Origin of the sequence: Bacteroides ovatus (assembly GCF_001314995.1) — a bacterium.
In the GTDB taxonomy this organism is placed as follows: Bacteria; Bacteroidota; Bacteroidia; order Bacteroidales; family Bacteroidaceae; genus Bacteroides; species Bacteroides ovatus.
In genome coordinates this window covers 2,689,452-2,704,383 of the sequence record NZ_CP012938.1, presented here as the reverse complement: position 1 = coordinate 2,704,383, position 14,932 = coordinate 2,689,452, and the positions used below count along the sequence as shown (strand labels likewise).

At 40.6% G+C, this 14,932-nt stretch carries 13 protein-coding genes and 1 pseudogene; 8 read left to right on the top strand and 6 right to left on the bottom strand.

Annotation, left to right across the window (positions count from 1 at the left end; genetic code table 11):
- The first annotated feature begins 7 nt into the window (after positions 1-7).
- The 4 genes and pseudogenes from Bovatus_RS10760 (at position 8) to Bovatus_RS10745 (ending at position 2,859) form a co-directional block, all read left to right on the top strand.
- A complete protein-coding gene (locus Bovatus_RS10760) occupies positions 8-475 on the top strand; it encodes a hypothetical protein (protein ID WP_004299353.1) in 468 nt (155 codons plus the stop codon).
- A 202-nt stretch (positions 476-677) separates the two neighbouring features.
- Positions 678-950, top strand: a pseudogene (locus Bovatus_RS10755) (DUF1016 N-terminal domain-containing protein); the annotation flags it as partial.
- A gap of 265 nt (positions 951-1,215) precedes the next feature.
- A complete protein-coding gene (locus Bovatus_RS10750; RefSeq protein WP_004299356.1) occupies positions 1,216-2,268 on the top strand; it encodes a hypothetical protein in 1,053 nt (350 codons plus the stop codon).
- 105 nt (positions 2,269-2,373) lie between these two features.
- Entirely contained in the window at positions 2,374-2,859 is a 486-nt protein-coding gene (locus tag Bovatus_RS10745) for a hypothetical protein (RefSeq protein WP_052587949.1), read from the top strand.
- A 13-nt stretch (positions 2,860-2,872) separates the two neighbouring features.
- Here the strand turns inward: Bovatus_RS10745 and Bovatus_RS10740 are convergent, their stop codons facing one another.
- The 4 genes from Bovatus_RS10740 to Bovatus_RS10725 form a co-directional block, all read right to left on the bottom strand.
- On the bottom strand, positions 2,873-3,238 hold the full coding sequence (locus Bovatus_RS10740; RefSeq protein ID WP_004299358.1) for an MmcQ/YjbR family DNA-binding protein: 366 nt from the start codon (positions 3,236-3,238) through the stop codon (positions 2,873-2,875).
- A gap of 29 nt (positions 3,239-3,267) precedes the next feature.
- Positions 3,268-4,572: a hypothetical protein gene (locus Bovatus_RS10735; protein ID WP_004321965.1), complete on the bottom strand. Its 1,305-nt coding sequence runs from the start codon at positions 4,570-4,572 to the stop codon at positions 3,268-3,270.
- Positions 4,573-4,583: 11 nt separating this feature from the next.
- The gene (locus tag Bovatus_RS10730; RefSeq protein ID WP_004299360.1) at positions 4,584-5,093 is read right to left on the bottom strand and encodes a hypothetical protein; all 510 of its coding nucleotides are present in this window, start codon (positions 5,091-5,093) and stop codon (positions 4,584-4,586) included.
- A gap of 300 nt (positions 5,094-5,393) precedes the next feature.
- On the bottom strand, positions 5,394-6,002 hold the full coding sequence (locus Bovatus_RS10725; RefSeq protein ID WP_004299362.1) for an HU family DNA-binding protein: 609 nt from the start codon (positions 6,000-6,002) through the stop codon (positions 5,394-5,396).
- A gap of 398 nt (positions 6,003-6,400) precedes the next feature.
- On the opposite strand from Bovatus_RS10725, the gene Bovatus_RS10720 reads away from it, so the two are divergent.
- Positions 6,401-8,485 carry a BT4734/BF3469 family protein gene (locus Bovatus_RS10720; RefSeq protein ID WP_052587950.1) on the top strand — a complete coding sequence of 695 codons (2,085 nt, stop codon included), beginning with the start codon at positions 6,401-6,403 and terminating at the stop codon, positions 8,483-8,485.
- 42 nt (positions 8,486-8,527) lie between these two features.
- The gene (locus Bovatus_RS10715) at positions 8,528-9,391 is read left to right on the top strand and encodes a BRO-N domain-containing protein (RefSeq protein ID WP_004299365.1); all 864 of its coding nucleotides are present in this window, start codon (positions 8,528-8,530) and stop codon (positions 9,389-9,391) included.
- A gap of 123 nt (positions 9,392-9,514) precedes the next feature.
- Here Bovatus_RS10715 and Bovatus_RS10710 read toward each other — a convergent pair whose 3' ends face one another.
- Positions 9,515-10,690 carry an exo-beta-N-acetylmuramidase NamZ family protein gene (locus Bovatus_RS10710; protein WP_052587951.1) on the bottom strand — a complete coding sequence of 392 codons (1,176 nt, stop codon included), beginning with the start codon at positions 10,688-10,690 and terminating at the stop codon, positions 9,515-9,517.
- Between the two features lie 69 nt (positions 10,691-10,759).
- Between Bovatus_RS10710 and Bovatus_RS10705 the strand changes: the two genes are divergently transcribed.
- On the top strand, positions 10,760-11,296 hold the full coding sequence (locus Bovatus_RS10705) for an HDIG domain-containing metalloprotein (RefSeq protein ID WP_004312347.1): 537 nt from the start codon (positions 10,760-10,762) through the stop codon (positions 11,294-11,296).
- A gap of 89 nt (positions 11,297-11,385) precedes the next feature.
- Positions 11,386-14,100, top strand: coding sequence for a putative LPS assembly protein LptD (locus Bovatus_RS10700; protein WP_004299368.1), 2,715 nt, complete (start codon positions 11,386-11,388; stop codon positions 14,098-14,100).
- A 163-nt stretch (positions 14,101-14,263) separates the two neighbouring features.
- On the opposite strand, the gene ung is transcribed toward Bovatus_RS10700, so the two are convergent.
- Complete coding sequence (ung, locus tag Bovatus_RS10695) at positions 14,264-14,926, bottom strand: uracil-DNA glycosylase (protein ID WP_004299369.1); 663 nt, start codon at positions 14,924-14,926, stop codon at positions 14,264-14,266.
- Positions 14,927-14,932 lie beyond the last annotated feature (6 nt).

Here is a 14,932-nt window from a genome sequence, read left to right as displayed (position 1 = left end):
AAGGAATATGAAGAATATAGTAAAGTTATTATTAGTTGCTGTGTGCATAATATCTTGCTCTATACAATCTAAGCAGGAAACGCCTAAAAAAGTTTATGAAACAACGTGGATGGAATTGACAAAGACGGATAGCGGATATGTCGTTTATAATTATCCTGATTTAGAAGATGATAATTTTAAAACTCCTCAAAAAATAGTCCTCAAAGGAGATTCTATAATCTGGATTACTTATAGTGAAATGCCGATTATTGATACATGTAATAGTGTTCAAGAATTGGCTGATGAAGAATATTTCTTCCCAGTCGGGAATCATTATAAATTTGAATGGTCGGATAAGGAAAAACATATTGCCAAGTGGACAATATATTATGGAGATGAAAGAATTTTATCGAATCGTCTCTATATAGATAGTGTTTATAATACATATCCGGTTATAGACTACAAATGGTTTGATGATAAGGTAAACAACAATTGATAACAGTTTACTATAAATTCGTATTATGAAAATGCGAGTTGTTTGACGGTATGCAAATCCCAGAACATCAATGCAGCTTGATTGTTGCCGAATCGTTACTCCTAAGAACTTATAAATGTATCGGATTGGTAGGGGAGTTAAAGTTGTTGACAATACCTGTGCTAACGAATAGCGGTGAGCTACAAACCATAAACGAACTATAATGCGTATTTTTTATGAGGAGTGGGATAAGGTTTTAAATCATCAGCCAACGGCTGATGACTTGGTGTTGAATGAAAAATTGCTTCTTGTAGAAATTCATCAGCCAGTGGCTGATGAATTTAACTGGTCTGACTTTCTTTCAATCGGCTTTAGTCATCATACCGAAATCATATCCAAAGCTAAGACTTTGGAAGCAAGGCTATTTTATATACATGAATGCGCCATTCACTATTGGAGTAAATATACCTTAAGGGATTACTTAAAAGCAGACCTGTAAAGCCATCGGGGAACTTTGCCTAACAATTTCGCACAAACCTTGCCTGATCCACACTCTGGCTTCTCTTATTATCATTTAATGGTAGACAACGAAAGTGGCGATCCGAAAGATTGGACGGAGTACAAACCCGATAATCAGTCATTGGAACTATGCTTTGATGATATTATAATAACACGAAAGTAATCTTTTACGTCAGTTATATTTTAGAACTGGTTCTGTTTTGTTATCTTTGCGTCGAAACATTGTAACACACAAAGAAAACATGAAAAATAAAGCCGTTGTAGTCGTTGTTATTTTAGGAAGTTTGATTATATCGATATTTGCAGGTTGCCGACAATCTCCTTTGAAATACATTCTCCCGACAATAGATTCTGTCAATAATGACAAAAGCAGGATGGGGTTGAACGGAAAAGTCAAAACGTTGGATATCTATTATTATCGTCCGGAAAATACATCGTCTTTCTTTTCGACGAAATTCAAAAAAGGCGAGAAATGGGAAGAGGACGGAATACATCACTACCATTTTCATTTCAATATCGACGGCAATCTTGCTCAATGCAACGAGTACGACAAACAAGAAAATATTATCCGAAAGACCGATTATACCTATGAGACTTGGGGACATACATCTACACTTAGCTTTCCGAAAACTAACAGTACGATTGTCAGTAAGTATAATACTGACGGGAAACTGCTGGAAATTGTGTATAGTGATTCCCATGGGGAGATAAATACTTATGACGACAGGGGAAATCTTATCCGAACCAAACAGATTGACGGCACGATTGACAAACCGGCTATGACCGAATATGATTATAACGAACATGATTTGTTGGTAGAGAAGAGGGAATATTATAATATAGGGGAATTATCGGGAAAAACAGTCTATGAGTATGATACAAATGGCTTGTTGGCGCAGACCCAAGTGTATGATTTGTTGAGTCGTGATAGGCCGGAAACGCATTTCATCTATGAATACAGTGATAGTAACCGCGTTGTGAAAAAATATAGGATTGGCGATGAAGGTAATAAAGAGTTAGAGTCCTGGTGTAAACGTGAATATTATCCGAACGGTAAACTGAAAACCGTTGTTCGTAATAGTATCGTGCAAGAGAAATACGATGAACAAGGACGGCCGATTGACGAGCGGCCAGGATTTGAAATACTCTACAAAGACTTCCAAGACTACGGCTGTGATGCGAATGGCAACTGGATTGAAACAAAGAATTTCAAAGATTATGTTGATTTTGGCACGGGGCTCGGTCGTATATTAAAACCTTATGTCGAGCGTATCTTTACTTATTACAAAGAATAAAAGCTTAAAATTGAACAATATGCACACAAACACACCCACATAGCAAGCGGTAAGATTCCAGAAATCATAGTAACATTGTTAGTGCATACTAAAAAAAAGAAAACGATGGGAAAAGTAATGAAAGTATTCAAGACACTGATAAACGAGTTGTTTGGAACTAAGAGAGAGTATAAAGTGGAAGGTTTGGGCATCTTTACCTGTAAGGTTTGTGATTGGTGGCGAGATAAATGCTGCCTTTGGAGTGGTGCAGTGCAATTGCCCTTTTACTCGGTAGAAACTCTTGTTTTGATAGAAGGGGACGCTTCTGCTCCGTTCTCCAGGCAATTATTGGAATTACAGGTGCTATTGCAGAACTGGGTACCTATGGCAGAACAACTAGATAGCATGCTGTCCAGCAAAAGTCAGCAGAAACATAAAGAAAAAATATACGGATCCTGGCAGAATGATTTTTATCCCTATACGATCGTGCCGGCTGTACTATATAGTGACAGTTGGGAGATTGTGTTTTACAGGAATAGTGGTGTAAATTATAATTTCACTGTTTTTTGGAAAGACAACAGAGTACAGGATTTACGTTTAGGAGGTTCTTGAATCCTCCCTTTATTTATAGCATTTCCCGTTCTTTCTTTGTCAAACTTTTAACTACAATATCGTAGGAGTTGCTTACAAGCTCTTTAATTTTCTCATCAGGTACATCTTGGTTGAAATAGACACTGATCCAATATTTCTTGTTCATGTGCCATCCTGGCCTTATGCCGGTATATTCAGTTTGCAGTTCTCCGGATTCGTCAGGGTTGCATTTGATACAACAAAAATCGAAAATCTCAATGTTAACGAAACAGAACCATTTGTCCGCTACATAAAAGCATAGAACGTCACGGCTATATTTGTCGGGCACATTGGGAAACGGCATCTTCTCATGGACTCCCTCAAAAGACAGGCAATATTCTCTAAATTCTTCGATATTCATTTAGTTTTTATTTTGGTATATTTACTAGGTTAGTCGACTGCTTCAGATGAATAGCCGATATTTCTGTAATCGTTCACTAAACCATATACCATTTCTTTAAAATTCGGCAGGTTATAGTAATCATTCTTTATTATCTCTTTTAGAAACTTGGAGTCCTCTCCTTCATCATCCCTTTGGTTTCCTTCTTTATCTTCTAGTGCCCCAATTATTCGAAACAACATATCATTGATTATAAGATACTCGTCACTACCTGAACGTTTGTCGTTTTCTAAATCTATCAGTTTCAGATAATAAGTAATATATGCGGCAATCTTAAAACTTTCATCTCTTGTAAATTTGCAATCCGTTTTTTCTCCTAAACAATAATTCCCATATATATCAAGCATTTTGACATAATCATTGGTCGGATTTTCTTGTATAAACTTTAGTAAATTCTCATGAATCTGTAACTTGCCGTTTAAATCTCTTCCTGCAAAGACCTGCTCCAGACTTTCAATGGAATACCTGTCATTTGCATTATTGGAGATGCTGTCCAGTATCAGTTTATTCAGCTTAGCGTCCTTATCATAGCCAAAGCAGAATAGCAAATCTTTCACTTCCATTTCTTTTCCATTGCTTACCAACCAGGCTAGGCTGGCCTTATTGTCATTTAATATATAATTATTCCAATGATAATCAAAAGCGCTTTTATAAACGTTAATATGATCTTTGTCTGTATTTTTATCTATCTCCAGTAATAGGGCAGAAGGCATTTGCATAACACATATATTGAACTTTTTGAAAAAATACAGATGATTTCTATATGGATAGAATTCTTTATCTTGTATGTTATCTTTGCTGTCCATATCAGGGTTTGGATTTAGGGCTACAATGTAGTTCTCATGACTTTTTAATTTTTTCTTGTCTAAAGCATCAGGGGCGTTCAGGTCAATCCCGAAAACATATTTAATGCGTTCCGCATACTCATTGTCCGGTAAAAAACGATAGTTTTGCTCTTTTAATTTATAATATACAATCATTCCTCCCAAAGAAACATCATCAGGCGTTGCTATTCCGGATAAGTTTATATACAGACTACCTTCGTAATACTCTCCATCCATGATTTCATTTTGAGCCTTAGTTAATTTGTCATACCCGGACTTTATCTCCTGCCATTTTTTATCCGTCAATTTCATTGTAGTAAGCCTTAACGTTTCATTGTTTGTTTCTACGGCTTCTTGTGTTTCTTCGTTTGAAGAACCTGCATCAGTTGTCGTGTTTTTTGTTGTTGTATTATGGCAACCCACAATAGTGCTTGCTATGAACAATAAACTTAAAAGGTTCAGTTTTTTCATTGTCATGTTTTTTATTTCTGTTTTTCGTTGACTAATTGGGATAAGCTATATATTGATATTGTGGCAGTATCTGTAATAAGAACTTTATAATTTTTGCCAAAGAAATTTGCGCAGACCGTATCTCCTGTAATTCGCCATTCAACTGCCAAAATCTGTTTGTCCCTATGATCGAATATGATATCCGAGCCATTTGGCTCTTCCCGATAGTATTTATCAAGAACGGTGCTCCTTTTGAAAAAGCTACGGCAATAGCCGTCTGGATATTTTTTTATCGAATCCAATCGGATTGTCCGGTCATGGAAAGCAATGATGCTGTCAATGAGTGTTTGCTTGCTTTTGAATAAATGATTATAGACTACAAAGTTTTCCTCTTTTTGTGTGGAAGTAGGCCCCGACCAAATCTGACGTTCCCATGCATTTATCGGCATTAAGTAAATCTTGATGGGTGCAAAGTATAATCCTAAACAAATAATTGTTCCTATAGCCAATACATAAATCAATATACGCTCTACTTTCTTCATAATTCAGTATGATTGATTATTTGCAAATCCGATTGTGCGTTCTCCAATTCATTATGTGATAAATCTTTTATTTGTATCAATACAAAAGTAGTGATTAATTTGGAACAATGAAGAGCTATCTCGATAAATAAAAGCTTACCTTAAAACAACTATTATCACTTTTATAACTCTCATTTTTTTATTAATATGCTAATTTACTGATGAATAAGTATGATAGACGCTTTTAAAATCCGGTATCTATCATACTTTCTTTATGAAATATGGGTATCTATCATTCCCGTTTCACTGTTTTTTTGCTGTTTACTCCTTCTTTGTGTTGGCTCGCACATAAATTTTATGACTGCCACTTCCAATGGTGTCAAGTACTCCTTCCTTTACCCAACCGTTCAATTCATTCAGCGCTTTGTTCTTTAGTAGTCCCGTCAGTTGCGTATATTCCTTGCGTCGTATCATCGGTCGTTCATCCAGAAACTTCTCCAGCCTGCGCCGACGTTCTTCCACCGGAACTTCGGCGGAATGTGCAAATCCTGACTTCGCTTTTTCCACAAATCCGCGAACCTTCTTTCGGAAAGAAGATGATGGACGAAAATTTACATTATCGAAATAAATGGACTGTGCATGTATCTCTTTGGCATCCATCACCGGACGTGCTTTTAACTTGGCTGAAAAATATCCAAGGTTCCCCAACTGAACGTGATGTCCGCTGACTAAATATTCGGATATTTTATTTTCAATAGCCAGTTGAACTCCTTCAATATCTGCCGGCGTAAAGCTGGAAGCTTGAGCGATCTCTTTTACAATTTGTTGAAAGTCGATGGTTCCGTTCGATACGATGCGGGGATACAACGGCTGTTCGTCTTCGTCTTCTTTCGAAGACGGCTTTTTGCGAAAATCATACTTTGCGTACATGTCTTTTCTATTATGGGTTAATGTGGATAAAACGCCTTTTAAAAGGCATTTTAATGATTGTCTTGCAGTAAGATAACCTACAATTGTAGCCTGGATAATCAACTGGAATCAGTGGCTTTTCTTGGGCACACATTTGTGGGCTCTACAGCCCACGAATGTAAACTATACAGCCCGCATAGGTGGGCTGTACGGCACACTTATGCGGGCTGAAGTCTTACTGCCTGCAAAGATACATTATCCTGCCTTTATTCGCAAATTTAGTAAGCATTATTTCTATAAAATAAAGTCGTGTGGCGTAGCAAATAAAAGCAGTGAAATTTGTTTGGGCGAAGAGCATGTTGTATCTTTGTATGGCTGTAGTGCAGCTTTCCTTTTATTGGAAATAATAATAAAAAAAGATGAGAATAACATTAGTCAGAGACGATGGCAAGGTAAAAACCTTACGGACGTTGAAAATGGAGCTCCTTTTGGAGCAGATGAAAACGGAAGTCAAGGCGCAGCCCGTCTCAAAGATGAGGGAAGTCTTGCGGTATACTCTTCCGGGAAATTCGATTGAAGAGGTGCGTAAAGTTCCCAAAGTGATGCCTGCCGCAGCTTTTGTCCGTAAAGAAGGGGTAATGACCCTGAATGAATATAACGGCATAGTGATGATGGAAGTCAATAACCTTTCGGGGAGGGCGGAAGCCGACGAAATAAAGGAACTGGTTAAAGAGCTTCCGCAAACATACCTTGCTTTTACCGGATCTTCCGGCAAATCAGTAAAGATATGGGTACGGTTCACCTATTCGGATGACCGCTTGCCGACTTTACGCGAGCAAGCGGAACTTTTTCACGCGCATGCTTATCAGACGGCTGTGAAATATTATCAGCCACAACTGCCTTTTGATATCGAACTGAAAGAACCGTCACTCGAACAATATTGCCGGCTGACGTATGATCCTGAACTTTATTTCAATCCGAAAGCAATGCCCATTTATATGAAGCAGCCCGTCAGTTTTCCGTCCGAAACGACTTTTATCAAACGAACGCGGGAAACTGATTCTCCTTTGCAGCGAATGGCGCCCGGATATGAAAATTATGAAGCATTGTCGGTGCTTTTCTCCGCTGCATTCAACAGGGCGCTCGAAGAACTGGACGGATACCGGGAAGGAGACGATCTGCAACCGCTACTAGTGTGTTTGGCGGAGCATTGCTTTCGGGCAGGTATCCCCGAAGAAGATACTGTGCGGTGGACAAAGGCGCACTACCGGCTCCCTTCGGACGAGTTACTGATTCGCGAAACTGTGAAAAGTGTCTACCGTTCCGCCAAGGGATTCGGCAAGAAGAGCAGTCTGACGGCCGAACAGCTTTTCGCCATGCAGATGGACGAATTTATGAAGCGCCGTTATGAATTTCGATACAATACGCTGACCACGGAAGTGGAATATCGCGAACGGAATAGTTTTAATTTCTATTTTCGTCCGGTGGACAAGCGGGTGCTGGCGAGTATCACGATGAATGCCATGTATGAAGGGGTGAAAATGTGGGATAGGGACGTAATCCGCTATTTGGATTCTGATCATGTGCCTGTTTATCAGCCTGTGGAGAATTTTTTGTATCATCTGCCTCACTGGGATGGTAAAGACCGGATTTTGGAACTGGCCAACCGTGTTCCCTGTGATAATCCACATTGGGCGCCGTTGTTCCGTCGGTGGTTTTTGAATATGGTTGCCCATTGGAGGGGAATGGATAAGAAACACGCCAACAGTACGTCACCTTTGCTGATTGGTCCACAGGCATATCGGAAATCGACTTTTTGCAGAATGCTTCTTCCTCCTGCTTTACAGGCGTACTATACGGATAGCATTGATTTCAGTCGGAAACGGGACGCGGAGTTGTATCTGAATCGCTTTCTGCTTATCAATATGGATGAATTCGATCAGATTAGTCCTACCCAGCAGGCTTTTCTGAAACATATTCTGCAAAAGCCGGTGGTGAACACACGTCGTCCGAATGCTTCGGCAGTGGAAGAGCTTCGCCGGTATGCATCGTTCATTGCCACGAGCAATCATCGGGATTTGTTGACGGATACTTCCGGTAGCCGTCGTTTCATCGGTATTTACATGACGGGAGCTATAGATGTGTCGCGTCCTATTGATTATGAACAGCTTTATGCACAGGCGTTGGAGTTGCTTTATCACAACGAACGTTATTGGTTTGACTCCGAAGAAGAGGCCATCATGACGGAAAACAACCGGGAGTTTGAACAATCTCCTGCCATCGAACAGTTATTTATGGTTTATTATCGTAGGGCAGAAGAAGAGGAAGAAGGAGAATGGCTACTGGCTATTGATATTTTGCGCCGGATTCAGAAAGCAAGTAAAATGACGTTTTCCGCCAGGCAGGCTTCTTATTTCGGGCGTATCTTGCAGCGGCTCGGAGTGAAATCTAAACGGAAAACGTATGGTACGTATTATCATGTTGTACGTTTGGAGGTAGAATAGAATTTGTTATATATTAATTATTTACATCATATATATAATGCTATGACTAAAAAAGATGCTATAAAAGTGTTTGAAGATAAAAAGATCCGTGCTGTTTGGGATGACCAAAAGGAGGAATGGTATTTTTCCATTGTGGATGTGATTGAAGTATTAACAGACAGTGAGCGTCCTCGTAAGTATTGGGGGGATTTAAAAAAGAAGTTGAAAACAGAAGGAAGTCAGTTGTCCGAAGAAATCGGACAACTGAAATTACCCTCTTCCGACGGCAAATTGTATAAGACAGATGTAGCTACAACCCAACAGCTTTTCCGTCTAATTCAGTCTATTCCCTCGCCCAAAGCGGAACCCTTTAAGATGTGGATGGCTCAAGTCGCCAAAGAGCGTCTGGATGAAATGCAGGACCCTGAACTGACTATAAATCGGGCGATGATGGAATATAAATCTTTAGGTTACTCGGATAATTGGATTAATCAACGATTGAAATCAATTGAAGTACGGAAGGAACTAACTGACGAATGGAAAAGAAATGGGATGCAAGAGGGCGTTCAGTTTGCTGCATTAACGGATATAATTTATCAGACATGGGCTGAAAAGTCGGCAAAAGAGTATAAGCAGTTTAAAGGATTGAAGAAAGAAAATCTCCGTGACAATATGACGAACACTGAACTGATCCTTAATATGCTTGCTGAAACGGCTACTACGGATTTGTCCAAAGAGAGAAACCCATCCGGTTTTGCTGAAAATGCCGAAGTGGCAAAAGATGGAGGAAATGTGGCAAGAGTTGCTCGCAAGCAATTGGAAAGTCAGCTAAAACGCCCTGTTATATCTCCACTTAATGCAAAAAGTGCATTGCAAGTTGGTGATGAACGGGAAAAAAATGAAACTTCAGGAGAGAGCGTGGATTGATCAAGTATGATAGATACCTCGTTTTTGATGGTCTAAGTATGATAGATACCGGAAATAATAGTTCTCTATCATACTTATTCTTTTAATTATAAGTGGTTTATGAAAATGAATGAGAGTATGATACTAGTTTTTTGACTCATAGAGAAGATATTTTTTTCTGATCTCCTTGTAATCCTGTAATTCCTTTTGCCAACTATTCCGGATAGCCTCTTCCGATTCTCCTTTGAGGATAGCTTTGCGTACGCTGTCAGTTCCCATCAGCAAATCAAACCATCGGGCACGGGAGAAGAAAGCTGCGTTTTCACCGGATAAGCGATAAAAGTTCAAGAAGTAGCGAAGCGTAAATCCATTTACATCGGTTATATTCCGGAGGTCTTCCCCATAACAGGTGATACCTTTGTGCATCGGATTTTTGTCAAAACCGGGTAAGGAGCGGGGAGTAAAAGTGAAACTTCCGTATTTCTTATTAGGTGCGCCCAATACTTGGAAAGGAAAAGTTGTCCCCCGTCCCACGCTGACGCGGGTGGCTTCAAAAGGACAAAGTGAGGCATACAATCGGATAGACTGGTCGTTCGGGAGGTTGGGCGACGGTTTGATGGGAAGTGAATAAGGTGCTCCGTGTTTCCATCCGGTCATTGGAATTACCTTTAATGAACAAGGATTTTTCTTGTTGGCAATCCATCCTTCCCCGTTTATCATCTGTGCCAGTTCGCCGATGGTACATCCGTGGAGTACCGGAAGAGGTAACATGCCGACAAAACTCCGGTAGGCAGGTTTGAGTATCGTACCATCCACATAATCGCACGGATTGGGGCGATCTAGTACAACCATTTCTTTCTTGTTCTCTGCGCAAGCTTCCATCACATAATACATCGTGCTTATATAGGTATAAAAGCGTGCCCCTACATCCTGAATGTCGAATACAATCACATCGACATCTTTTAGTTGGGCGGCAGACGGCTTTTTGTTGTCACCATAAAGCGATACGATAGGAATGCCGGTGCGGGAATCTTTTCCGTCTTTCACCGTTTCACCCGCATCTGCGTTACCACGGAAACCATGCTCGGGAGCAAATACTTTGACTACCCGGACCTCTCTCTTTAATAAGGTATCGAGAAGATGAACCTGCTTTCTTCCCACAACAGAAGTGTGATTGACCACCATTCCGATGCGTTTTCCTTTCAGCAACGGCAGATATTGATCCATCTGTTCTGCTCCCGTGACAATTTGACTGTTTACACGCATTGGCAACAACATAATGAACAAAAATATAAGAATGAAGGAAACTCTAGTTTGCATATCGGTAATTTTTTTGTAATATTGCACAAAAATATTAATTTCTCATCAAGAGAGCAAAAAATAAAGCACATGAATCCATACGAAATCATTGATAAGTATTATCCGGAGAATACCCAGCAGAGACAAATATTAGTAATACATAGTTTGGCCGTGTCCGGAAAAGCAATGAAAATGCTGGATGCTCATCCCGAATTGCGTTTAAACCGGAGTTTTGTAAAAGAAGCCGCTCTGTTGCATGATATTGGTATTTTTCAGACCGACGCTCCAACTATTCAGTGCTTTGGCACTCATCCTTATATCGCTCACGGATATTTGGGAGCCGAAATCTTGCGGGCGGAAGGTTTTCCCCAACACGCATTGGTGTGCGAACGCCATACGGGAGCCGGACTTTCGTTGGAAGATATCATTGCCCAGCAACTTCCTGTTCCTCATCGCGAGATGCTGCCCATCACCCTGGAAGAACAATTGATTTGCTTTGCGGATAAATTCTTTTCTAAAACCCATCTGGATGAAGAGAAAACAGTGGAGAAAGCACGGCAAAGTATTGCAAAATATGGTGAAGAAGGTCTAAGCCGCTTTGATAGATGGTGTTCTCTCTTTTTATAGCACTAAAAAATAATTAAATAACGAAGATTCTAACTCATATTTGGTGAAGATTGTGTACTTTTGCCACTTCAAGCGTAAACTATTAGTTAATGGCGCCATTGAAAGCAAAAATACTTATATCATTCATACTGCTGATTGTCTTACTGATGCTTCCCGATGAGGCTACGTCTCAACGTCGAAGAAGAGGAATGATTGCCTCCAATACCGCGAAAACGGATTCCCTTCAGGGAAATGATTCGTTGAAAGCAGATACGGTAACGGTACGCATTGATTCTATCGCACCGGTAAAGAAGAAACAACCACTCGATGCACCGGTTGTTTATGAATCTAACGACTCCACTGTCTTTACTTTGGGAGGAGCCGCTACACTTTATGGTAGCGGAAAAGTGAATTATCAGAACATCGAACTGGCTGCGGAAGTTATTTCGATGAATCTGGATAGTACTACTGTGCATGCTTATGGTATCAAGGATACTACCGGAGTGGAAAAAGGTAAACCGGTATTTAAAGAAGGTGATACCTCGTATGATACGGAAACAATCCGGTATAACTTCAAAACCAAGAAAGCGGGAATTACTGATATCGTCACCCAGCAGGGAGAAGGATATGTGACCGGAAGCAAGGCGAAGAAAGGGGCCAATGATGAAATTTTCATGGAGCATGGGCGTTATACAACCTGCGATCATCACGATCATCCCCACTTCTATATGCAGCTGACGAGAGCTAAGGTGCGCCCTAAAAAGAATGTAGTGACAGGACCTGCCTATCTGGTTGTGGAAGATGTGCCTCTGCCGTTGGCTGTGCCGTTCTTCTTCTTCCCATTCTCCAGCAGTTACTCTTCCGGTTTCATTATGCCGACTTATATGGACGACTCCAGCCGTGGTTTCGGTTTGGCAGAAGGAGGATATTACTTTGCCATGAGTGATATCATGGACTTGAAAATAACGGGAGATATCTTCACGAAAGGTTCATGGAGATTGTCCGGATTGACAAACTATAATAAACGCTATAAATATTCCGGTACACTGCAAGCGGATTATCAGGTCACCAAGACAGGAGATAAAGGGATGCCGGACTATACAGTTGCTAAGGACTTTAAGGTGGTATGGAACCATCGGCAGGATGCCAAGGCTAGTCCGAACAGTACATTCTCCGCCAGTGTTAACTTCGCAACTAGTAGTTACGAACGTTCCAATATCAACAACCTTTATAATTCGCAGTTGTTGACTCAAAATACCAAAACATCAAGTATCAGTTATTCTCGTAGTTTCCCTGATATCGGTCTGACCTTATCCGGAACTACCAATATCGCACAGACAATGCGTGACTCTTCTATTGCGGTCACTTTGCCTGACTTGAATATTACATTAAGCCGTCTGTTCCCCTTCAAACGCAAGAAGGCAGCGGGAGCTGAACGCTGGTACGAAAAGATTTCCATTAGTTATACGGGACGTTTGACAAACAGTATTCGTACCAAAGACGACCGTCTGTTTAAAGCCGGACTAAGTGAATGGGAGAATGCAATGAATCACAATATTCCTATCAGTGCTACTTTTACACTGTTCAAATATTTGCAGGTTTCTCCTTCGGTCAATTATACAGAGCGTTGGTATACTCGTAAGGTTAATCAGCAATATAATGAGGTAGACCATAAATTGGAAGCATTGCCGGGTGATACATTGAATGGTTTCTACCGGGTTTCCAATTATTCGGCAAGTTTGAGTTTGAGTACGAAACTGTATGGTATGTACAAACCTCTTTTTGCTAAGAAGAAAGAGATACAGATTCGTCATGTATTCACGCCGCAGGTAAGTCTTAGCGGTGCTCCGGGATTCAGCAAGTACTGGGAAGAATATACAGATTATAATGGCAATACGCAATATTATTCTCCTTTCACGGGGCAACCTTATGGAGTACCTTCGCGCGAAGGGTCGGGAACAGTCAGCTTCTCTATTTCAAATAACCTGGAGATGAAGTATTACGACGCCAAAAAAGATACGCTTAAAAAAGTCAGTCTGATTGATGAATTGGGAGCGAGCATGTCCTATAATATGGCTGCCAAAGAGAGACCGTGGAGTGATTTAAGCATGAACCTCCGTTTGAAACTGACGAAGAATTATACTTTCAATATGAATGCATCGTTTGCTACGTATGCTTATACATTCGATAAAAGCGGTAATGTAGTGACTAGTAATCGTACAGAATGGTCGTATGGTCGTTTTGGGCGTTTCCAAGGATATGGCTCTTCTTTCAACTATACCTTTAATAATGACACATGGAAGAAATGGTTCGGTCCGAAAGAGGAGGATGAAAAAGGAAAAGATAAGAAGTCGGAGGATAGTGATGATGAAGAATCCGACGGAACGGAAGGAGATGGTACTACACCTAAGAAAGTAGAGAAAGCACAGGCAGACCCGGATGGTTATCAGGTGTTTAAGATGCCTTGGTCGTTGAGCCTTAGCTATTCGTTTAATATCCGTGAAGATAGGTCTAAGCCTATTAACCGTTATTCCATGCGATATCCTTATACGTATACGCATAACATCAATGCAAACGGAAATATAAAGATTTCTAATAACTGGTCGCTCTCGTTCAACTCGGGCTATGATTTTCAGGCAAAAGAGATTACGCAAACTTCTTGTACAATCTCCCGTGACTTGCACTGTTTCAACCTGTCCGCCAGTCTTTCTCCTTTCGGACGCTGGAAATATTACAATGTTACCATCCGTGCGAATGCAAGCATCCTGCAAGACTTGAAGTATGAGCAGAGAAGCCAAACACAAAGTAACATTCAGTGGTACTAGGATAAGTTGAGAGTTGAGAGTTGAGAGTGGAAATTCGGACGTGTAATTGTTTTGCTACAATATAGAAAAAGAAAAATGGCTGCGCTATCATTCGACGAATAGTGCAGCCATTTTTTTACTTTTTATTCTTAACTCTCAACTCTCCATTCTCCAACTTCTCCAACTACCATGCGATTTCTGTTTTTCCATGGGTTTTCAGGTAATCGTTTGTACGGCTGAAATGTTTGTTTCCGAAGAAGCCGTTGTAAGCTGAAAGAGGAGAGGGGTGGGCAGAGGTGAGCACCAGATGCTTGTTGCGGTCGATAAACGCTCCTTTCTTTTGAGCGTATGATCCCCATAAGATAAATACCAGGTTTTCTTTTTCTTCTGCCAGGGCACGGATTGCAGCATCGGTAAATGTTTCCCAGCCACGATTCTGATGTGAACCTGCTTGGTGGGCACGTACGGTCAGGGTTGCGTTGAGTAATAATACTCCTTGTTCTGCCCAGCGAGTCAGGTTTCCCGTGGTTGGGGCGTCTGAACCGATGTCGGCTTTGATTTCTTTGAATATGTTCACTAATGAAGGGGGAAAAGGCACTCCGTCGTTTACAGAGAAACAGAGACCATGTGCTTGTCCCGGTCCATGGTAAGGATCTTGTCCTATAATTACAACTTTCACTTTGTCGAAAGGACAAAGGTTGAAAGCATTGAAGATCAGTTTTCCCGGAGGGAAGATCTGATACTGGCTATATTCGCTTTTGACGAAATCGGTCAGTGTGCGAAAGTAGTCTTTGTCGAATTCGGGTTTTAAATGTGCTTTCCAGCTTTCTTCAATTTGTACGTTCATAGTTTG